Genomic DNA, 20,370 nt, shown 5'->3' with positions numbered 1-20,370 from the left:
AACCCCTCGTGCCGGGAGGCAAGCGAGGGGAGCGCGTCGGGTGCGTTGAACGGGGACATGCTGGCCCCAGCTTCAGCCGACGCGCTTTCCAAGTACGAGAATTCGGGTGCGCATGGCATTGACCCTCCCTCCGGCGGGAGGGTGATGTCAAGCGGGTGGGACGGGCGTCTCATTATGTGAGCCTCTACGGATGACCATCGAGCCCCCTGGTGAACCACCGGCCAACGCGGGTTGAGCTGCGCCTCCCGGTACTGGGAACGTACCGCGCACGAGCGCGCGGCGCAGCCTGTATTCGTCCAGCGGGCCGGAGAAGGCCATTCCCTGTCCGTGGGTGCAGCCCATCGCGCGCAGTGCCATGACCTGCTCGGGGAGGTCCACACCCTCCGCCACCGACTGCATGCCGAGGTCGTTCGCGATCCGCAACAGGCCCGCGGTGATCTTGTGCAGCCGGGGGGACTCCACGACCCCCTCGACCAGGCCCCGGTCGAGCTTGAGCATGTCCACGGGGAGCCTGCGCAGGGCGCTGATGGCCGCGTAACCGCTGCCGAAGCCGTCGAGGGCGATCAGGACCCCGAGCCGGTGCAGGGCCGCCAGGCGCCGCTCCAGGTCGTCGAAGGGCACCCTGGGGTCGGATACGGCGAGCTCCAGGACGAGCCCGCCCGACGGCAGCCCGTTGCGGGCCAGCAGGGCTTCCACGGAGCCCAGCGGCATCGACCGGTCCAGCAGCCGCTGCGCGGTCATCCGTACGGCCACGGGGACGTCGTGCCCGGCCCGGTGGCGCTCGGCGGCCTGCCCGACGGCCTCCTCCAGCAGCCAGCGCCCCAGCTCCGCGGTGCGCGAGGCGTCCGGGACGGCGTGGTGCCCGCCCTCGCCGGCCCCTCCTCCTCCGGCCCCTCCTCCTCCGCTGTACTCGGCGACCCGCAGGAACTCGGCGGGGGTGAACAGGATTCCCTGGGCGGAACGCCACCGAGCCTGCACCGCCACGGCCGAGATCTCCCCCGAGGCCAGGGAGACCACGGGCTGGTGCAGCAGGGCGAACTCCCCGTCGTGGAGCGCGGTGCGCAGCCGGCCCGCCAGCTCCGCCTTGCGGACGACCTCGGCCTGCATCTGGGGCGCGTACATCTCGACCCGGTTCTTGCCGCCCGCCTTCGCCCGGTACATCGCGAGATCCGCGTTGCGCATCAGGTCCGAAGGGGTGATGCCGGGATCCGCGAAGGCCACGCCGATGCTGGCGGCGACCCGGACCTCGCTCCCGGCGATCCGGTAGGGCTGGGAGAGGGTGGTGCGCAGACGGTCGGCGATCTCGTGGACCTGGTACTCGCGGGCCGTGCGGTCGCGGCTGCCGTCGCCCAGGATCAGGGCGGCGAACTCGTCTCCGCCGAGGCGGGCCGCGGTGTCCCCGGCCCGTACCGAGTCCTGGAGCCGGCGGGCGGCCTCGATGAGCAGCTCGTCGCCGGCCTGGTGGCCGATGGTGTCGTTGACCGCCTTGAACCCGTCGAGGTCGATGAAGAGCACGGCGGTGCTGTGGTCCCCGGCCCGGCGTCCGGTGAGGGCCTGGCGGACCCGGCGCGTGAACAGGGCCCGGTTGGGGAGGTCGGTGAGCGGGTCGTGCTCGGCGCTGTGCTGGAGCTGCGCCTGGAGCCGGACCCGCTCGGTGACGTCGCGGCTGTTCAGGATCAGACCGCCCTGGTGGCGGTTGACGGTGGACTCCACATTGAGCCACTCGCCGGCGCCCGATCTGAACCGGCACTCGATGCGGGTGGTCGGCTCCTCGGCGGGCGGCGCGGCCAGGAAGCGGCGCACCTCGTGGACGACGCGGCCCAGGTCCTCCGGGTGGATCAGGGTGGCCAGCTCGGTGCCGACCAGCTCTTCCGCCTCGCGGCCGTAGACCCCGGCGGCGGCGGGGCTGACGTAGCGCAGGGTCCCGGTGGGCGCGGCGATCATGATGACGTCGCTGGAGCCCTGGACCAGGGAGCGGAAGTGGTTCTCCTTCTGGGCCAGTTCCTGGGTCAGCGCGATGTTGTCGAGCAGCATGATGCCCTGGCGGATGACCAGGGCGAGCACGACCGTGCAGCCCGTGAAGACGACGACCCGGTCGACCTTCCGGCCGTCCACCACGTTGTAGAGGATCCCGAGGGTGCAGACGGCCGCCGCGAGGTACGGGGTGAGGGCGGGCAGGGAGCCGGTGATGGGGCGGCTGTGCGGCCGCTCGGCCCGCACGTGCGCGGGGGCGGCGGTCTCCGGGCCGGGGGGCAGCCGGCGGGCGCCCCAGGGCGCGTACGCGAGGAGGAGCGAGCCGGCGAACCAGCCGGCGTCCAGGAGCTGGCCGGACTGGTACTCGGCGCTGAGCAGCGGCGAGGTGAACAGCGCGTCGCTCAGCACGGTCAGGGCGAGGGCGGCGATGGCGGTGTTCACGGCGGAGCGGTTGGTCTCGGAGCGGCGGAAGTGCAGCACCAGCACCATCGAGACGAGCGCGATGTCCAGGAGCGGGTAGGCCAGCGAGAGCGCCGCGCGCGGGACGCTGCCGGGGGCGCCCGACTGGGCGGAGCGCGCGGCGTGCGCGAGGGCCAGGCTCCAGGAGAGGGTGAGCAGGGAGCCGCCGATGAGCCAGGAGTCGAGGCCGAGGCAGACCCAGCCGGCCCGGGTGACGGGGCGCTTCGCGAGGACGAGCAGGCCCACGATGGCGGGCGGTGCGAAGCAGAGGAAGGCGAAGTCGGCGAGCGAGGGCTTCGGTACGGCCTCGCCGAGGACCACTTCGTACCAGCCCCAGACGGCGTTGCCGCAGCAGCCCATGAGCGAGGAGAACGCGAACAGCAGCCAGGCCGGGCGCTCCCGGCTGTCGATGGCCCGGGCGTACGTGAAACAGGAGACGGCGGCGAGCAGGCCCGCGGCGCTGAGTCCGAAGTCGCCCATGATCTCGGCGAGTTCCTCGGATCCCCAGCCGAGGGCGGCGCCGACGGCGTACCCGCTGCTGACCACCGCGAGGAGGAGCTGCATCGCCAGCCCCGTCGAGCCGCTGCCGCCGCCACCGCCGCTGCCGGCGAGGGGCCGGCGGGTCAGCAGCGCCGCCCCCGGGGTGGTCACCGGTCCCCCTCGCTGGCTGGTTCCGGCGCGGTCCAGTCCCGGCACCTTCGCCTCCGGCGGCTTCGCCGCATCGGATCCTTCGTCCATTGGCCGTGCATCGCCCGTCGCCCCCCAAAGTGTCCGATCACTCCCCAGCGCCAGACGTTCGTGGCGCAGCCCCTGTTCCGGACGATACACCACTTTCGTCACTCAGGGACATAGTTTCTCTACGCTCCGTCACCAACAAGGGAGTTGTGCCCACCGAGCGCGTCCGGACGAACGCGGAGCGTGCGCGTCGCGCGTCAATCCGTGATCAACACCGTGTTCTCCACGGGCTCTCCGGCGGCGAACCGGCGGAGCTGACGGGCCACCAGACGCTTGGCCCGCGGCTCGAACGCGGAGCTGCTGCCGCCCACATGGGGGGTGATCAGGACACCCGGAGCATGCCAGAGCGGATGGCCTGAAGGCAGCGGTTCCGGATCGGTGACGTCCAGTGCGGCGCGCAGCCGGCCCGACTCCACCTCCGCCAGAAGGGACTTGGTGTCGACGACGGGTCCGCGGGCCACGTTCACGAGCAGCGCGCCGTCCTTCATACGGCCGAGGAATCCGGCGCCCACCAGGCCCCTCGTCTCCTCGGTGAGCGGTGTGGAAAGGATCACCACGTCGGCCGCGGGCAGGAGTTGGGGCAGGTCGGCGAGGGCGTGCACCGGCCCGCGCGCCGTGGTGCGCGCCGTCCGCGCCACCCGGACGGTCCGCTCGCACTCGAAGGGCGCGAGCCGGTCCTCGATGGCCGCGCCGACCGCTCCGTAGCCGATGATCAGTACGGACTTGTCCGCGAGGGCCTCGTAGAACCCGAAGCGCCACTCCTCGCGGTCCTGGCCGCGCACCATGCCGGGGATCCCGCGCAGGGAGGCCAGGACCAGGGTGAGCGCGAGCTCCGCGGTGCTCGCGTCGTGGACGCCCTTGGCGTTGCACAGCCGTACGCCGGGGGCCAGGTCGCCGAGGCCGCCCAGGACGTGATCGACCCCGGCGGTCAGGGTCTGGACGACCCGCAGGCGGGGCATCGCGGCCAGCGGGCGCAGGGTGACGGCCGGGGACTTCATGTACGGGGTGACGTAGAAGACGCAGGCGGCCGGATCGGCGGGGAAGGTCTCCTCGCCGTCCCAGTGGCGGTAGCGGAAGGAATCGGGCAGGCCCTCGATCTCCTCGGCGGGGAAGGGGAGCCATACGTCGAGGGTCTCGGGAATCTCTGCAGTCATGATCAGGAGGCTATGTCAGGGGATCCGGATCGAGCCGTTAGTTTGTGTGCCGGGACCGGGAGGACCAGGCGGGACCAGGGGGGACGCACGGTGGAGCGCAGGTCGATCGGGGCGGGGGCGCTCACGGTGGGTGCCATAGGCCTCGGATGCATGCCGATGAGCGGGGCGTACGCGCCTTCGCGCAGGCGGCGCGAGGACTCGCTGCACACCCTTCACACCGCCCTCGACCTGGGGGCGAACCTGCTCGACACCGCCGATCTGTATGGCCCCTACACCAACGAGCTGCTGCTCGGCCGGGTGCTGCGCGAGCGCCGGCCGGACGCCTTCGTGTCCGCGAAGGCGGGGCTGCGGGCCGACGGGGTGCACGTCGTGGCCGACGGGCGCCCGGGGTACCTGCGGCGGGCCTGCGACGCCTCGCTGCGGCGGCTGCGCACCGACCACATCGACCTGTACCAGCTGCACCGGGTGGACCCGGACGTGCCGGTCGAGGAGTCCTGGGGCGCGCTGGCGGAGCTGGTGGGTGCGGGGAAGGTGCGGGCGCTGGGCTTCTGCGCGCTGGGGGCGGGCACCGGGCCGGGTGCGGGGCCGCGCGGGGACCGGGCGTACGAGGCGACCGTGCGGCACCTGGAGCGGGCGCAGCAGGTGTTCCCGGTGAGCGCGGTGCAGGCGGAGCTGTCGGTGTGGTCGCCGCAGGCGGCGTGGCGGCTGCTGCCGTGGTGCGCGGCGCGCGGGGTGGGGTTCCTGGCGGCGATGCCGCTGGGGAGCGGGTTCCTGACCGGGACACTGGTCCCGGGCGAGGGGTTCGAGCCCGGGGACGTCCGGGCCAGGCATCCGCGGTTCACGGCGTACGCGATGGCGGCGAACCAGGTGCTCGTGGCGGGGCTGCGGCGGGTCGCCCGGCGGCACGGGGACCAGGTCACGGCGGCGCAGGTGGCGCTGGCGTGGGTGCTGGCGCAGGGGCCGCAGGTGGTTCCCGTGCCCGGGGCCGGGCAGGCGCACTGGGCGCAGGAGAACGCGCGGGCGGCCCAGGTGCGGCTGACCGCCGAGGACCTGGTGGAGCTGTCGGAGCTGCCGGTGCCGGTCGGGGCCTGAACCACTCGATCGAGTGTACGAGTGGCGGAACTTGGGGCATGGTCGGCGCTGTTGAGTCGTGTGAGGGCACGATCGGAGGACCGGAGGGGAGTACGGCGATGCGAAACGGACAGGCGCGGGGACGAGGGCAGGGCCAGCCGCAGGGACAGCCGCAGGGACAGCCGCAGGGGTTGGGCCGGGCGCCGGAGCGGGATCGGGAGCAGGGCCCGGAGCGGCGGCGGGCGGACGGGCCGCCGCGGTCGTACGCCGGGCCGCGCGCCCGGTCCCGCGGGGTGCTGGCGGCCTTCGCCCTGGCGGGATGCGGGGCGCTGCTCGCGGCGGGCTGCTCGCCGCCGGCCGGCACCGGAGCCCGGCCGAGCGATGCGCCACCGGGCACCGTGGCGGGCTCCGCGCCGCCGGGCGCCTCGGGCGGCCCGTCGGCCTCCGGCTCCGCGTCCGCGTCGCCCTCCGGGCCTCCGGCCAAGGGCAGCGTGACCGTGACCGGCGTGGCCGCGCAGGGCCTGGAGTCCCCGTGGGGGGTGGCTCCGCTGCCCGACGGGAACCTGCTGGTCGCCTCGCGGGACAAGGGCACGATCAGCCGGGTCGACGTGGGCACGGGGGCCGTGACCCCGGTCGGCAAGGTGCCCGGGGTGGCCCCGGGCGGCGAGGGCGGGCTGCTGGGCCTGGCCGTGTCCCCTTCCTTCGCCTCGGACCTCATGGTGTACGCCTACTTCACCACCGAGTCCGACAACCGCATCGCACGGCTGCGCTATGACGAGCGGAGACCGGCGGGCGACCAGCTGGGCGCGCCCGACACCGTGTTCAGGGGGATCCCCAAGGGGCTCATCCACAACGGCGGGCGAATCGCCTTCGGCCCGGACAAGATGCTCTACGCCGGGACGGGCGAGACCGGGGAGACCGGGCTGGCCCAGGACAAGAAGTCGCTGGGCGGGAAGATCCTGCGGATGACCCCGGACGGGGAGCCGGTGCACGGCAATCCGGAGGCCGACTCCGTCGTCTACTCCTACGGGCACCGCAATGTGCAGGGGCTCGCCTGGGACAAGGACAAACGGCTGTGGGCGGCCGAGTTCGGCCAGCACACCTGGGACGAGCTGAATCTGATCGAGCCCGGCGCGAACTACGGCTGGCCGGAGGCCGAGGGCAAGGCCGGCAAGCCGGGGATGCGCGATCCGGTGGCGGTGTGGAAGACCGACGAGGCCTCGCCGAGCGGGATCGCCTGGGCACAGGGCTCCGTCTGGATGGCCGGGCTGAAGGGGGAGCGGCTCTGGCGGATCCCGCTGGCCGGGGCGGAGCCGGTGGCGGCGCCCGAGGCGTTCCTGACGGGCGAGTACGGCCGGCTGCGCACCGTGGTGGCCCTGGGCGGGGACAGACTGCTGCTGGTCACGAGCGAGACGGACGGGCGCGGGTCGCCGGAAACCGGTGACGACAGGATCCTGACACTGACCGTGGGATGAGCGGCGGGCCCCGACGGGGGGCCGGAAGGCGCGGTGGACGCGATGTTCAACATGATCGAGGAGCTGTTCAGTCCGGGACGCAAGCACACGGACGAGGAGAAGAAGCGGCTGGAGCTTTCCCGGATCGACGTGAACGACGGCGACCCGGGAAAGGGTCCGATAGACCTGGACTCCGGCAAGGTGCTCATACGGGCGAAGGAGCACCCGGCGGCCCAGGCCGGGTAGCCGCCCTGAGCCCCTTCAGTGCGTCCCGGCGGGCTGCTGGGCCACGGGGCCGAAGAGCCGCAGCCGGTGGGTCAGGGCGGCCGCTTCGCCGCGGCTCGCGACACCGAGCTTCGCCAGGATGTTCGAGACGTGCACGCTGGCCGTCTTCGGGGAGATGAAGAGCTCCTCGGCGATCTGGCGGTTGGTGTGGCCCGCCGCGACCAGGCGCAGCACGTCCCGTTCGCGGCTGGTCAGGCCCAGCGCCTCGACCGGGTCCGCGCCCGGAGCGAGCAGGGCCCCGGCGGCGTCGTCCACGGGGGTGAGCGGGAGCCTGGCGCGCTGTGCGAGCAGGGCCAGGTCCTCCCGGATCCGGCGGGCTCCGAGCTGCTCGGCGGCGGCGTAGGCCTCCTGGAGCAGCCCGGCGGCGGCCTCGCGGTCCCCGCCGGCGGCCAGGAGCGCCTCCACGAGCCGGTACTGGGCCCTGGCGAGCAGGTAGGGGCGCTCCAGGGGGCGTACGGCCGCTTCCACGGCCGTCCAGTCGGCGACGGTGTCCCGGGCCTCGGCGCGCAGCAGCTCGGCCCTGAGGTACTCGGAGTGGGCGGTCCACACCGGGGCCGGTGTGGCCAGGCCCCGGGCCGCGGTGCGCAGCACGGTCAGCGCCTCCTCGCGGCCGGCCTCCGCGCCGGGCAGGCCGCGGGCCTCGGCTTCGGCCGAGGCGGCGGCGAGCAGCAGCGGCCAGGCGTAGCGGTGGATGCCGAGCGGGAAACCGTGGTCGATGACGGCGGCCACCTCGCTGCGGACGTCGGCTATCCGGCCCTCCGCCGCGGCCACGCCGATCGCGAGGCGGAACAGCGGGATCCGGTGCTGGGGCTGCCCGTCGTGGGCCCCGAAGTGGGTACGGGCGGCGGTGAGCTGGCCGGCCGCCTCGGCGAGTTCGCCGCGGGCCAGGGCCAGGTAGGACAGCCGTACGACGGCGGCGGCGCGCGGGGCGGCGCTGCTGACGAGGGTCAGGGTGCGGCGGGCCTGCGTCGCGGCCTCCTCCCACCGGCCCAGGCTGTACAGGCTCTCCGCCATGTTCCCCCGGATGTACGCCTCGGAGTCCATCAGATGGGAGTTCTTGACCAGCTCGGCGCCCTCTTCGGCCAGTTCCACCGCTTCGCGGGACCGGCCCAGGCTTTCCAGGTGGGAGGTGAGGTTCACGTGCGCGCGTCCTACCAGCATGGCGAGTCCGAGCTCGGCGGCCCGGTCCCTGACCGCGTGCATCTCGGCGAGTCCGCGCTGGGTGTCCCCGGAGTCGACGAGCAGGCTGCCGACGGTGATCCGGGCGTTGAGTTCGGTGTCCTCGGCGCCGACCATCCGCGCGTACTCCACGGCGCGTTCGGCGGCGACCAGGTTGTCGGGCCCCGGCTTGTGGAGCATGCCCCAGCTCGCGGCCCGGACCAGGACGTCGGCGTGCACCTGGGACGGGGGCAGCCCGCGGACGAGCTCCTGCGCCTTGGCCAGCTCCTCCCAGCCGTCGCCGCGGGCCAGGCTCGCGATCATCCGGGAGCGTTCGGTCCAGAACCAGGCGGCGCGCAGCGGGTCGTGGCCGTCCGCCAGCAGCCGCAGGGCCGTCTTGGTCAGCTTCAGCGCGCGTTCGCGCTCGCCGCCGAAGCGGGCCGCGACGGTGGCTTCGGCCAGCAGGTCGAGGCGTTGCAGCGGGGTCGTCGCCGGGTCGCAGCCGCAGGGCGGGTAGACCTCGGTGTAGTCCGCCGGGCGCAGTTCGCCGCGCACCTCCTCCGGTACGGCCTCCCACAGTTCCATGGCCCGTTCCAGCAGGCGCAGTTGCTCGGAGTAGGCGTGCCGGCGCCGGGCGGCCACCGAGGCCGCGAGCACGGCGGGCAGGGCCTTGACCGAGTCGTTGGCGTAGTACCAGTAGGTGGCGAGGCGGATGACCCGCTCCTCCGCGCGGATCAGCGAGTCGTCCTGTTCGAGCTCCTCGGCGTAGCGGCGGTTGACGCGGGCGCGCTCGCCGGGCAGCAGGTCGTCGGAGACGGCCTCGCGGACCAGGGAGTGGCGGAAGCGGTAGCCGTCGCCGTCGGGGGTGGCGAGGAGGATGTTGGCGCCGACCGCCGCGCGCAGGGCCTCGATCAGTTCGTCCTCGGAGAGCCGGGTGACGGCCCGCAGCAGGGGGTACTCCACCGTGGAGCCGCCCTCGGCGACGATGCGCACGACGCGCTGCGCGGCGTCGGGCAGGACCTCGACGCGGACCAGGAGCAGGTCGCGCAGGGATTCGGTGAGGCCGGTGCGGCAGCCGCTGGCGCGGGAGGCGACGAGTTCCTCGACGAAGAAGGCGTTGCCGTCGGAGCGGTCGAAGACCGATTCGACGAACTCCTCGTCGGGCTGGGAGGCGAGGATCCCGGCGAGCTGGCGGCGTACCTCGGCCCGGTTGAAGCGGGACAGCTCGATGCGCTGGACGGTGCGCAGCCGGTCGAGCTCCGCGAGGAGCGGGCGCAGCGGATGGCGGCGGTGGACGTCGTCGGCGCGGTAGGTGGCGACCACGACGAGCCGGCCGCTGCCGAGTGCGCGGAAGAGGTAGGAGAGCAGGTGCCGGGTGGAGGTGTCCGCCCAGTGCAGGTCTTCCAGGACGAGGACGACGGTGCGGTCGGCGGCGAGCCGTTCCAGCATCCGGGCCGTCAGTTCGAAGAGCCGGGCGGTGCTCTCCTCGTCGTGCGGGCCGCGCGGGGTCTCGCCCAGTTCGGGGAGGATGCGTGCGAGTTCGCCCTCCTGGCCGACGGCGGCCGCGGCCAGTTCGTCGGGGAGCAGGCGGTGCAGGGTGCGCAGTGCGGTCGAAAACGGGGCGAAGGGAAGTCCCTCCGCCCCGATCTCCACACAGCCTCCGACGGCTACGACCGCGCCGCGGCGGTCGGCCTCGCAGAGGAACTCCTCGGTGAGGCGGGTCTTGCCGACCCCGGCCTCGCCGCCTATGAGCAGTGCCTGCGGCTCCTGGCCGGCGGCGCGCGTCAGGGCGTCGGTGAGTACGGCCAGTTCGTCGGCTCGGCCGACGAACACCGGGCTGACAGATCTGGTCTCCACGCCGCCGAGCATCGCACAGAGGCCCTGCCCGTCGGCACTGGATATCGGTGCGCTTCTCATCACGTGCCGGTTCGCACGGTCTCGCGACGCGGGTTACGCGGCGCGGGTGAACCGGCCGCGCTGTCCTCTCACCGACCCCTCCGGTTCCTGGCTGCGGGAGAAGAGGCGGCGGGCCTTCTTCGCTTCCTGGACCAGACGGAAGGCGTCGGCCTCGCGGATGAGGTCGTCGCGGCGGGCGGTGGCGATCTCGTACTCGAACATCTCGTGCTCCCTGGTTCGCTTTTCTCGGACACCTCGTTCGGTGTGATCCAAGATTCGCGCCCCAGGGGGTGCCGGCACATCGGGAGCATGCCGCATCTGTACGGGCCGGGGGGCCTTAGGCCGGGACCGGGGGTCCCTGAGGTGGCCTAAGGCAGTACCTAGGCGGGCCGCCGGGTCGCCGCGAACGGCCTAGGCGGCCGCCCCGGAAGCAGTGAACGGCCTAGGCGGCGGGGGCCGTCGGGAGGGCGAGGAGGTACATGGCCAGGAAAGCGGCGATGCCGATGACGGCGACGACGACGGCGGCCCAGGAGACGGAGCGGACCCACGCCGGGAGGGTGCGGCCGGGGGCGCCGAAGGCCGGACGGGCCAGCACGAAGACGGCGAGGAGCAGTGCGATCGTCGACAGGACGCCGTTGACCAGGGCGGTCATGTGCCAGGCGTTGCCGTACAGCGCCTCGATCTTGTCCGCGGTGCTGGAGGCGTCGGCCGAGCTGATCTGGCCCTTGAGGGTCTCGCGCTCGCCCATGACGCGGGAGGTCCAGCTGCCGCTGAGGGCGATCAGGCCGAGACCGGCGGCGACGATCGCGGAGGCTCCGGAGGCGACACCACTGCTCTGCTCCTCGTCGGCCTCGGCGTCGAGCCCGTCGAACTCCTCGGCCTCCTCGGTCCCCTCGTTCAGGTCCAGGGCCTCGTCGGTGGTGGTGGTGTCCGCGGCGGCCGGGGCGGTCGTCCCGTCGGTGGCGGCCTTCTTCAGGTCGGCCGGGGAGTCCGCCTCGGGAGCGGTCGGGGCGGGGGTCTTGGTGGTGTCCATGCGGGGCACCGTAGGCGGCTTTTCTGAGAGGTTCCTGAGAATCCGGCCGAGCGGCGTGCGGCGCCCCGCCCCGGCCCTCCGGAAGGCTCGGGGCGGGGCGGCGGCGGGGCGGCGACGGGCCGACGCGGAGGGAGGTTGCGCGGAGGCCGCGGAGGGCCGTTACGCGGAGCGGGCCGCGGACCACTCGGGGGCGAGGAGCGCCCAGACCTCGGTGTCCTGGCGGACGCCCCGGTGCAGGTGGTTCTGGCGCAGCACGCCTTCACGGGTCATGCCGAGGCGCTCGGCCACGGCGAGGCTCTTCTTGTTGCCGGAGGCGGCGTGCCACTCGACGCGGTGCATGCCGCGCTCACCGAAGGCGTAGTCGATCAGGACCCGGCAGGCCTTCGTGACGAGGCCGCGGCCGGCCGCGGCGGGCTCCAGCCAGCAGCCGATCTCGCAGTTGCCCGTCGCCGCGTCGAACGCCGGGAAGAGCACCCCGCCCACGAGCGTGCCGTCGAGGCGGATCCCGAAGAACCGCGCGCCGTCCTCCCCCGCCGTGAGCGCGTACTTGGCCAGCAGGGCGCGGGCGGACTCCAGGTCGGAGGACCGGTCGGGGAAGCCGACGTACTGGCCGATGAACTCGCGTCCGCGTTCGATGTGGGCGAAGAACTCCTCCGCGTGCCGGGCTTCCAGCGGGAAGAGCTGGGCGTCGTCGGCGAGGTCTATCGAGAACATGCGCGTTCTTCCTTGGGTATCGAGCGGCGGATGGCCGGATCACCGGGAGCTGGTCGCGGGCTCGGCCGCTTCCTCGCTCGTGACGGGGTCCGCGCCGGGCCGTTGCAGGGGAAGTTTCGCATGCGGGCGGCGCTCGGGGGGCTCGATGCTGATCTTCGGGAGCCTGCGGTCCAGCCAGGCCGGCAGCCACCAGTTGGCTCCGCCGAGCAGGTGCATCAGGGCCGGCACGAGGAGGGTCCGCAGGACGAAGGCGTCGAGGGCGACGGCCGCGGCGAGCGCGATGCCGAACATGGCGATGAGCCGGTCACCGCTGAGTACGAAGGCCAGGAAGACGGAGATCATGATGACGGCCGCCGAGTTGATCACCCGGCTGGTCTCGGCGAGGCCGACGCGCACCGCCCGCCTGTTGTCCCCCGTCTCCAGCCACTCCTCGTACATCCGGCTGACCAGGAAGACCTGGTAGTCCATCGACAGTCCGAAGAGCACCGAGACCATGATCACCGGCAGGAAGGGCTCGATCGGCCCGGCGCTGCCCAGCCCCAGGAGTTCGCTGCCCCAGCCCCACTGGAAGATCGCCACGACGACTCCGAAGGAGGAGGCGACGGCTGCGACGTTCATGGCGGCGGCCTTGACCGGGATGCCGATGGAGCGGAAGGCCAGCAGCAGGAGCACGCAGCCGAGTGCGATGACCACACCGACGAAGAGCGGCAGTTTGCCGACGATGACCTCGGCGAAGTCATCGTACCCGGCGGTCACGCCGCCGACGTGGACCTGGAGGGAGGTGTCGTGGCCGGCGCGCGGGATGACGTCCTCGCGCAGTCTGTCGACCAGCTCGCTCGTGGCCCGGGACTGCGGAGCGGAGTCCGGTACGACGGTGACGACGGCAGTGTCGCCGTCGCGGTTGAAGACCGCCGGTCCGGCGGCGGCCACGCCCCTGGTCGTACGGAGCGACTCGGTCAGCGCCTCCACGGCGACGCGGTCGCCGGCCCCGCCGAGGCGGGCGACCACGGTCAGCGGGCCGTTCATCCCCGGGCCGAAGCCGTCCGCGAGCAGGTCGTAGGCCTTGCGGGTGGTGGACGTGGCCGGGTTGTTGCCCTGGTCGGAGGTGCCGAGGTGGAGGGAGAGCGTGGGCAGCGCCAGCACCACCATGACCGCCGTGGCCACCAGACCGAGCAGCTTCGGGTGGCGCTCGACGAAGACCGACCAGCGGGCGGCGAAGCCGGTCACCGCCTCGGGCCGCGGGCCGTCGGCGGCCAGTTTGCGCCGCTCGCGGCGGGACAGCGCGCGCATGCCGATGTACGAGAGGAGCGCGGGCAGCAGGGTCACCGAGGCGGCGACGGTCAGGACCACGGTGAGGGAGGCGGCGATGGCGACGCCGTCCAGGAAGTTCAGCCGGAGCACCAGCATGCCGAGCAGCGCGATGCAGACGGTGGCCCCCGCGAAGACCACGGCCCGGCCGGTGGTGGCGACGGCGCTCTCGGCGGCTTCCGCGACCGGGAGCCCGCGTTTGAGGCCCTTGCGGTGGCGGGTGACGATGAACAGCGCGTAGTCGATGCCCACTCCGAGGCCCACGAGGGTGCCGAGCATCGGAGCGAAGTCGGCGACCGGCATCGCGTGGCCGAGGAGGGTGATGCCGAAATAGGCGGTGCCCACGCTGACCAGGGCGGTCGCGATGGGCAGCAGGCTGGCGGCCAGGGAACCGAAGGCCAGGAACAGCACCACCGCGGCGATGGCCACGCCGATGACCTCGGCGAGGTGCGCGGAGGGGGCTTCGGTGAGGCCGACGGCGCGCCCGCCGAGCTCGACCTGGAGCCCGTCGGCCTGCGTGGCCGGGTTCCGCGCGGCGTCGACGACGGCCTTCGCCTCGCCCTTGGGCACCGAGTCGGCCTGCCGGTCGAAGGTGACCACGGCGTAGGCGGTGCGTCCGTCGGGGCTGATCCGGGCCGCGCTGTCGGGCCCGGGACCGTAGGGACCGGCGACCGATCCGACTCCGGGCAGCCCGGCTATCGAATCCAGGGCCCGCGTCATGCGCTCCCGTACGGCCGGCGTCCGCACGCTCTGCCCGTCCGGGGTCCGCCACACGACGGTGTTGGTGTCGCCGCCCTGCCCGTGGAACCCCTCGCGCAGCAGGGCGTGCGCCTTGGCGGACTCCGTGCCGGGGACCTCGTAGTCGTTGGAGAAGGCCGTCCCCGCGCCGACCGCGGCGGCGGCGGTCCCGCCGAAGGCGAGGAGCCAGATCAGGACGGCGACGAGTCGGTGCCGCATGCACCAGCGTGCGAGGGCTGACAACGGACGGGCTCCCTGGTGGTTCGGATCCTTACCGGGGAACGGCCCGTCGGAAAGAACGCGTGAACACTGAAAACTGAACGCTGGGCTCGGGCGTCGAGCTCTGGAATTTTGTTGCGTGCGATTGGTCTACACCTTCACGATCGCAGCGTCGCGTGATCGTTGGCAGCCATCGTGGGCAGCGTCACAGGCGTTCGGGCAGGTCCGGGACCTAGGTCACACGGGGTTCGGAGCGGAGGTCCGCCCGGATGGGTCGTCGGACGGGCCGGACGGGTCGTCGGACGGGCCGGCGGGGTCGCCGACGGGCTCTTCGCCGGGTGCCGCGTCCGCCCGGTAGCCCGGCAGCGAGGGCCAGCGCACGGTCAGCACCACCGCGTCCTCCTCCGCGTACCAGGAGTGGTCGACTCCGCGTCCCCACACCACGTAGTCCCCTTGTTCGGCCAGGACGACGCTGCGGCCGGGGAACTCCAGCCGGAACCGGCCGCTGATCAGTACCTGCAACGCCGTACGGGACTCTCCGCGCACCCAGCTCGCCCGCTCCTCACCCTTGGGGTGGACGCCCCATTTGATCTCCACGTCCTCGCTGTGGCGGGGATCGCCGGGCTCCTTGAAGTGCCCCAGCAGCCAGCCCCGGTCGACGGCGGCGTCGGGGGCGGCCTTGCCGGTGTAGACGGCGGGGTGCGCGGACGGGTGCGCGAAGGGGGTGGGGTGCGTGGGGTGCGTGGGGTCGCTCACGGGGGTGAGGTTAATGCAGTTGTCGGACCCGTCGGCGGCTGGTGAGCTGGCCCGATGACGATGAACGCAGAGGATTTGAGAGCAGTGCGCGCCGAGTTCGACTCCGTGATGCGCAAGGACGCCCGGCCGGACACCAGTGACGCGCGGGTGGAACGGGCGGGCCCGGTCGTACGGCAGATCGTGCCCGCGACCGGAGGGAACACGGTGCTCTGGTCGGACCTGGACGAGCACACCGCGGACGCGGCGATCTCGGAACAGGTGGCGTTCTTCACCGCACTGGCCGCTCGGGGCGAGATCCCGTCGGCGGAGTTCGAGTGGAAGCTCTACGGCCACGACCGCCCCGCCGACCTCGGCGACCGGCTGCGCGCCGCCGGCTTCGTGGCGGAGCCGGAGGAGACCCTGCTGGTGGCGCGGGTGGAGGAGCTCGCCGCCCTGTCGGTGGAACCGCCGGAGGGCATCACACTGCGGGTGGTGACCGACGAGGCCGGCGTGGAGCTGATGATGGAGGCCCACCGCCGGGCCTTCGGCTCGGACCGCCCGCGCATCAGGGACCTGATGCTGAACCTGCTCAGGAACGAGCCGGACACCATCGAGGCCGTCGTCGCGATGGCGGGCGACACCCCGGTGAGCGCGGCCCGGATGGAAATGCGCCCGGGGAGCCCCTTCGCGGGCCTGTGGGGCGGCGGCACGGTCCCGGAATGGCGTGGCCGCGGGATCTACCGCCTCCTGGTGGCCCACCGCGCCCGCGTGGCGGCGGACCGGGGCATCCGCTACCTCCAGGTCGACGCCTCGCAGGACAGCCGGCCGATCCTGGAACGGCTGGGCTTCGGCGTGCTGGGCGTGACGGTGCCTTGGATCTGGGAGGCGAAGGAGTAGACGGGGCGAGACGGCCCCAGGCCCCCCTACGCCGCCAGCTCGATCCCCCTTCGCGTCAGCTTCAGCGTGTACACCGTGTCCCTGCTGAGCAGGCGGCTCACGCCCGTCGCCAGGGCCACCGCGAGCATGAAGGGGGCGATCAGGGTGTACTCCCCGGTGAGCTCCACCATGATGACCACCGCCGTGATCGGGGCCCGTGCGCTGCCCGCGAAGACCGCCGCCATGCCGACCAGCGCGAAGGCGGGGGCGTCGGCCGGGGAGGTCACCAGGCCGACGGCGGCGCCGAGGGTGGCTCCGATGAAGAGGGACGGGGTGAAGACCCCGCCCGAACCGCCGATGCCCATCGTGGTGCTCGTCGCCAGGATCTTGCCCAGCATCAGGAGCAGCAGCAGGCCCAGGGCGTACTTCCCGTGGACCGCGCCCTCCAGCACGGGGTAGCCGACTCCGTACATCTGGGGCAGTGCCAGCAGGATCAGGCCGAGCAGCAGCCCGCCCACCGCCGGGCGCAGCCATTCCGGGCCGCGCCACAGCCGGTCGCACAGGTCCTCGGCCACGTAGAGGAAGCGCGTGAAGCCGATCCCGACGGTTCCCGCGAGGACTCCGAGGGCGGCGAAGAGCAGGTACTGCCCGGGGTGGCCCACGTGCATCGCTTCCAGGACCAGGAACGGCCGGTCGCCGAAGACCGCGCGGGCGATGGCGCAGGCGGTGACGGAGGCGAGGGCGAGGTACCCGAAGGTGCGGGAGGTCCAGCGGCGGAGGATGAGCTCCATCGCGAACACCACGCCGGCCAGCGGTGCGTTGAAGGTGGCCGCGATGCCGCCGGCCGCGCCGCAGGCGAGGAGCAGTGTGGTGTGCTCCTCGTCGGACTTCAGCAGGCGTCCGAGGGTGGAGCCGAGTGCCGCCCCGATCTGGACGATGGGGCCCTCGCGGCCGACGGAGCCGCCGCCGCCGATGCAGAGGGCGGAGGCGAGCGATTTGACGGCGGCGACGCGGCCCTTGATCTTCCCGCCGTTGTGAGCGACGGCCAGCATGACCTCGGGGACCCCGTGCCCGCGGGCCTCGCGGGCGTAGCGGTGGACGAGCGGGCCGTAGACGAGGCCGGCGACGACGGGGGCGAGCAGGACGAAGTACGGGCCGAGGAACCGTGCGCCGGGGTGGGCGGTGTGGCCGGCCCCCGCGTAGTCGGCGTGGCCGGACAGCAGCTCCGTCGCCCCGATCACCATCCACCGGAAGAGCACGGCTCCGACGCCCGCTCCGACGCCGATGAGCAGCACGGGTCCGAGGGCCTTCACGTGGGGGATATGGGTGATATGGGCACGACTTGGCGGCATATGTTCACTTTAGGAACAAAAAACGGGACGCAGTAGGGGCGAACGCCTTCCACCCCCCGGGACCTACGGGGCAAGATCTCTGCCATGGCCGCAACAGAATCCGCCCACCGCACCGCCCCTCCCCTGACCGGGGGAGAGCGCGAGACGCTCCGCGCGTACCTCGACTTCCACCGCGCCACCCTCGCCTGGAAGTGCGAGGGCCTCACCGACGAGGAGCTGCGCCGCCAGGCGTCCCCGCCCTCCACGCTGTCCCTGCTCGGACTGGTGCGGCACATGGCGGAGGTGGAGCGGCACTGGTTCCGGCGCACCTTCGGCGGGGCGGACGTCCCCCATCTGTGGTCGGACACCCACGACTTCCAGGCCGCCTACGACGCCTCCGGCTCGACCCGCGCCGAGGCCTTCGCGGCCTGGCGCGCGGAGGTCGAGCACTCCCGCGCGGTGGAGGAGGCCGCCGAGTCCCTGGAGGTGACGGTCCGGGTGGAGAAGTGGGAGGAGGACGCCTCGCTGCGCCTGCTCATGCTGCACATGATCCACGAGTACGCCCGCCACAACGGCCACGCGGACTTCCTCCGCGAGGCCGTCGACGGCACCACGGGCGCCTGAGCCGGGTCGGCCCGGCCGGCCTCGGACTCCCGCTCACCCGCGATCCGTCACCGGCCCCGCCAGATATCCGGTGACCAGCTCCGCCCACTCCGCCGGGCGTTCGACGAACGGCAGGTGCCCGGTGGCCAGTTCCGCCCACCGGGCGCCCGGCAGCGAGTCCGCCAGCTCCCGCTGCACCTCCAGCGGTACGAGCAGGTCGGCGGTGGTCGCGATGACGAGCGCGGGTACGTCGATCCGGGCGAGGTCGGCGCGCAGGTCGGCCCCCTTCACCAGGGCGGCGTGGTCCGCGCCTCCGGGCGGGAAGGAGGCCGCGGTGGCCCGTACGGCCTCCTCCACCTGTTCACCGGTCATCCCCTCCAGCACCCGCGGGCTGAGGGTGAGCGGGACGAGGAGCCGGGCGAGCAGCTCGGCCTCCCCGCGGCGGGCCAGTTCGGCCCAGAGGTCGGTGACGAGGCCGAGCCGGTGACCGGCGCGGGCGAAGCTCGCCGTGAGCACGAGCGCGGTGACCCGTTCGGGGTACCGGGCGGCGATGCGCACGGCGACGTTCCCGCCGAGCGAGTAGCCGAGGACGGCGAACCGCCCCAGCCCCTCCGCGTCGGCGGCGGCGACCAACTGATCTGCCAGCTCGTCCAGTTCGAGCGGCCCGGTGGCGCGCGGGGTCCCTCCCGTACCCGGGTAGTCCACGCCCACGACGGTGTGGCCTTCGGCCAGGGCATCGAGGATCGGACCGAAGTTCGATTCGACCGAGCCCCCTCCGCCGTGGGCGAGGAGCAGGCCGGGGCCACCGCCCTCCTTGCGGACGGTACGGGCGTAGGTACTGGTCAGTGCGGTGCTCATGGGATCCCCCTAGATTTCCTTAGCGGTCACTACAGAAAGAACCGTACCTACTTTACGTAGCGATCGCTACAGAACTCTTGATTTTGTACGGGTGCCGTACGGGTCGACGGCGCGTCACCTCCACCTCACCCGGGGATGTCGCAGGCATGGCAGACGACAACAGGCCCCAAAGGAACGTCTCGTGGCGAGTCCTGGGCACGATGGCCGCGCATTTCCGCAAGCAGGCCGGGTACACCCAGGCGGCCCTCGCCGAGCACCTGCACACCGACCCGGAGACCATCGCCTCCATGGAGCAGGGCCGCCGGCTGCTCCAGCCGCGGATGGCGGCGACGCTCGACGAACTGTTCGGCACGGGCGGGCTGTTGAGCAGCTCGCTCGCGAGGATCCCGAAGCGGGAGCGGTACCCGGCGTTCGCGATCGACTTCATCACGCACGAACGGGATGCGGAGAGCCTGTTCTCGTACGAGAACTCTGTGATCCCGGGGCTGCTCCAGACCCCGGAGTACGCGGCGGCCGTCTTCGGCTCGCTGTATCCGCCACTCACCGCCGAGGAGATCGAGGTGCAGACGGCCACCCGACTGGCCCGCCAGTCCATGCTGGGGCGCAAGCCTTGGCCGCCGATGATGCACTACATCGTGGAGCAGTCCGTCCTGGAACGGCCCATCGGGGGTCGGGAGGTCTTCCGAGACCAGCTCTGCCACCTGAGGGAGATGGCCGAACTCCCTTTCCTCGGGCTCCAGATCATGGCCAACGACCGTGAAACACACGCCGCTCTCGACGGCCCGATGGTGCTGCTGGAAACGGGCGACCACGACCCGCTCGCGTACATCGAAGGGCAGGGCGTCAGCTTCCTGTTGGACGACCCCGAGGAGGTCCATCCGCTGAGTCTCAAGTATGGGATCCTGCGGAACCAGGCGCTGTCCATGGAGGACAGCAAGCGCCTGCTGGACGACCTGCTAGGAGAGTCATGACCGCCCACGCACTGACCTGGTTCAAGTCGAGCTACAGCGGCAGCGAGGGCGGCAACTGCCTCGAAGTCGCTTACCAGTGGCGGAAGTCCAGCTACAGCACCGACGAGGGCGGCGACTGCGTCGAGGTCGCCGCCCACCCCGCCGCCGTGCACGTCCGCGACTCCAAGGTCACCGAGGGCCCGGTCCTGACCGTGGCCCCCGCCGCCTGGGCCGCCTTCGTCGGCGACGCCACCCGCTGACCGCTCGGAGTACGGCGGGGCTCACCCCCCGTCCGGCACTCCGAGGTCGGCCCTCATCGCCGCCCGCATCACCCGGAGCGCAGCCCAGATGCCCTGCTGGGCCTCCGCCGCCGCCTCCATCGACTCCCCCCGGGCCGGCTCGCCCCGCTCCAGGCGCTTCACCTGCCCGTAGACGTCCGTCAGGGCGCGGTTGACCGCCATCGCGGGCGTGAGGACGGGGCCGGGGGCGATCATCTGCGCCTCGGAGTACTGGTCGCGGAAGGCGTCCTTCGCGGCGTCGAGCGCGGTCCGGTCTACCTCCTCGACCCCGCGCTCCCTCATGGCGTGCAGATGCCGGTTGAGGGCCGTGGTGAACTGCCGGGCGTCCCGGTTGAGGCCCGCGTAGCAGGTGCGCCGCAGCAGCAGGTTCTCGCGCACCGCGTCGTGACCGCGCACGAGCTCGATCTCGCGGCGCTTCGCGCGCGTCGCACCCAGCTGGGTGAGCAGCGTGCCGCCCAGCGTCCCCGCGACGCCCACCACGGCGATGACCATCGAACCGATCTCCACCGGCACACCTCCC

The 20,370-nt window shown here is 72.7% G+C and carries 17 protein-coding genes and 1 pseudogene; 7 read left to right on the top strand and 11 right to left on the bottom strand.

Annotation, left to right across the window (positions count from 1 at the left end):
* Nucleotides 1-147: 147 nt before the first annotated feature.
* Together OG435_RS31430 and OG435_RS31425 are read right to left on the bottom strand one after the other, a co-directional pair.
* Nucleotides 148-2,997 (bottom strand): putative bifunctional diguanylate cyclase/phosphodiesterase, encoded by a 2,850-nt coding sequence (locus OG435_RS31430; RefSeq protein ID WP_266882262.1) that lies wholly within the window; start codon nucleotides 2,995-2,997, stop codon nucleotides 148-150.
* 368 nt (nucleotides 2,998-3,365) lie between these two features.
* Complete coding sequence (locus OG435_RS31425) at nucleotides 3,366-4,322, bottom strand: 2-hydroxyacid dehydrogenase (protein ID WP_266881279.1); 957 nt, start codon at nucleotides 4,320-4,322, stop codon at nucleotides 3,366-3,368.
* Nucleotides 4,323-4,412: 90 nt separating this feature from the next.
* Here OG435_RS31425 and OG435_RS31420 point away from each other — a divergent pair, with 90 nt between their 5' ends.
* From OG435_RS31420 to OG435_RS31410, 3 genes are all read left to right on the top strand, one after another.
* Nucleotides 4,413-5,414 (top strand): aldo/keto reductase, encoded by a 1,002-nt coding sequence (locus OG435_RS31420; protein WP_266881278.1) that lies wholly within the window; start codon nucleotides 4,413-4,415, stop codon nucleotides 5,412-5,414.
* Between the two features lie 98 nt (nucleotides 5,415-5,512).
* Complete coding sequence (locus tag OG435_RS31415; RefSeq protein WP_266881277.1) at nucleotides 5,513-6,868, top strand: PQQ-dependent sugar dehydrogenase; 1,356 nt, start codon at nucleotides 5,513-5,515, stop codon at nucleotides 6,866-6,868.
* A 42-nt stretch (nucleotides 6,869-6,910) separates the two neighbouring features.
* On the top strand, nucleotides 6,911-7,093 hold the full coding sequence (locus tag OG435_RS31410) for a DUF6191 domain-containing protein (RefSeq protein ID WP_266882260.1): 183 nt from the start codon (nucleotides 6,911-6,913) through the stop codon (nucleotides 7,091-7,093).
* A 15-nt stretch (nucleotides 7,094-7,108) separates the two neighbouring features.
* Here OG435_RS31410 and OG435_RS31405 read toward each other — a convergent pair whose 3' ends face one another.
* The 6 genes from OG435_RS31405 to OG435_RS31380 all read right to left on the bottom strand — a co-directional run bounded on the left by OG435_RS31405 (nucleotide 7,109) and on the right by OG435_RS31380 (nucleotide 14,843).
* Complete coding sequence (locus OG435_RS31405; RefSeq protein WP_323187954.1) at nucleotides 7,109-10,159, bottom strand: helix-turn-helix transcriptional regulator; 3,051 nt, start codon at nucleotides 10,157-10,159, stop codon at nucleotides 7,109-7,111.
* A gap of 81 nt (nucleotides 10,160-10,240) precedes the next feature.
* Nucleotides 10,241-10,408, bottom strand: coding sequence for a hypothetical protein (locus OG435_RS31400; RefSeq protein WP_266881275.1), 168 nt, complete (start codon nucleotides 10,406-10,408; stop codon nucleotides 10,241-10,243).
* Nucleotides 10,409-10,628: 220 nt separating this feature from the next.
* The gene (locus OG435_RS31395; RefSeq protein ID WP_266881274.1) at nucleotides 10,629-11,219 is read right to left on the bottom strand and encodes a hypothetical protein; all 591 of its coding nucleotides are present in this window, start codon (nucleotides 11,217-11,219) and stop codon (nucleotides 10,629-10,631) included.
* Nucleotides 11,220-11,378: 159 nt separating this feature from the next.
* A complete protein-coding gene (locus OG435_RS31390; RefSeq protein WP_266881273.1) occupies nucleotides 11,379-11,933 on the bottom strand; it encodes a GNAT family N-acetyltransferase in 555 nt (184 codons plus the stop codon).
* 39 nt (nucleotides 11,934-11,972) lie between these two features.
* Nucleotides 11,973-14,222 (bottom strand): MMPL family transporter, encoded by a 2,250-nt coding sequence (locus OG435_RS31385; protein WP_266881272.1) that lies wholly within the window; start codon nucleotides 14,220-14,222, stop codon nucleotides 11,973-11,975.
* Between the two features lie 213 nt (nucleotides 14,223-14,435).
* A complete protein-coding gene (locus tag OG435_RS31380) occupies nucleotides 14,436-14,843 on the bottom strand; it encodes a signal peptidase I (protein ID WP_266882258.1) in 408 nt (135 codons plus the stop codon).
* 165 nt (nucleotides 14,844-15,008) lie between these two features.
* Here OG435_RS31380 and OG435_RS31375 point away from each other — a divergent pair, with 165 nt between their 5' ends.
* Nucleotides 15,009-15,830 carry a GNAT family N-acetyltransferase gene (locus OG435_RS31375; RefSeq protein ID WP_430625726.1) on the top strand — a complete coding sequence of 274 codons (822 nt, stop codon included), beginning with the start codon at nucleotides 15,009-15,011 and terminating at the stop codon, nucleotides 15,828-15,830.
* 35 nt (nucleotides 15,831-15,865) lie between these two features.
* Here OG435_RS31375 and OG435_RS31370 read toward each other — a convergent pair.
* Nucleotides 15,866-17,161 (bottom strand): annotated as a pseudogene (locus OG435_RS31370) (chloride channel protein); the annotation flags it as partial.
* An 84-nt stretch (nucleotides 17,162-17,245) separates the two neighbouring features.
* Here OG435_RS31370 and OG435_RS31365 point away from each other — a divergent pair.
* Nucleotides 17,246-17,764, top strand: coding sequence for a DinB family protein (locus tag OG435_RS31365; RefSeq protein WP_266881271.1), 519 nt, complete (start codon nucleotides 17,246-17,248; stop codon nucleotides 17,762-17,764).
* Between the two features lie 33 nt (nucleotides 17,765-17,797).
* Here OG435_RS31365 and OG435_RS31360 read toward each other — a convergent pair whose 3' ends face one another.
* Nucleotides 17,798-18,601 (bottom strand): alpha/beta fold hydrolase, encoded by an 804-nt coding sequence (locus tag OG435_RS31360; protein ID WP_266881270.1) that lies wholly within the window; start codon nucleotides 18,599-18,601, stop codon nucleotides 17,798-17,800.
* A gap of 146 nt (nucleotides 18,602-18,747) precedes the next feature.
* Here OG435_RS31360 and OG435_RS31355 point away from each other — a divergent pair, with 146 nt between their 5' ends.
* On the top strand, nucleotides 18,748-19,572 hold the full coding sequence (locus OG435_RS31355) for a helix-turn-helix domain-containing protein (protein ID WP_266881269.1): 825 nt from the start codon (nucleotides 18,748-18,750) through the stop codon (nucleotides 19,570-19,572).
* Nucleotides 19,569-19,811 (top strand): DUF397 domain-containing protein, encoded by a 243-nt coding sequence (locus OG435_RS31350; RefSeq protein ID WP_266881268.1) that lies wholly within the window; start codon nucleotides 19,569-19,571, stop codon nucleotides 19,809-19,811. Before OG435_RS31355 ends, OG435_RS31350 begins: the two co-directional genes overlap by 4 nt.
* A gap of 21 nt (nucleotides 19,812-19,832) precedes the next feature.
* Here the strand turns inward: OG435_RS31350 and OG435_RS31345 are convergent, their stop codons facing one another.
* Entirely contained in the window at nucleotides 19,833-20,357 is a 525-nt protein-coding gene (locus OG435_RS31345; RefSeq protein WP_266881267.1) for a hypothetical protein, read from the bottom strand.
* Nucleotides 20,358-20,370: the final 13 nt, after the last annotated feature.

Origin of the sequence: Streptomyces sp. NBC_01264 (assembly GCF_026340675.1) — a bacterium.
In the GTDB taxonomy this organism is placed as follows: Bacteria; Actinomycetota; Actinomycetes; order Streptomycetales; family Streptomycetaceae; genus Streptomyces.
This window is presented reverse-complemented; position numbering and strand designations above follow the sequence as displayed.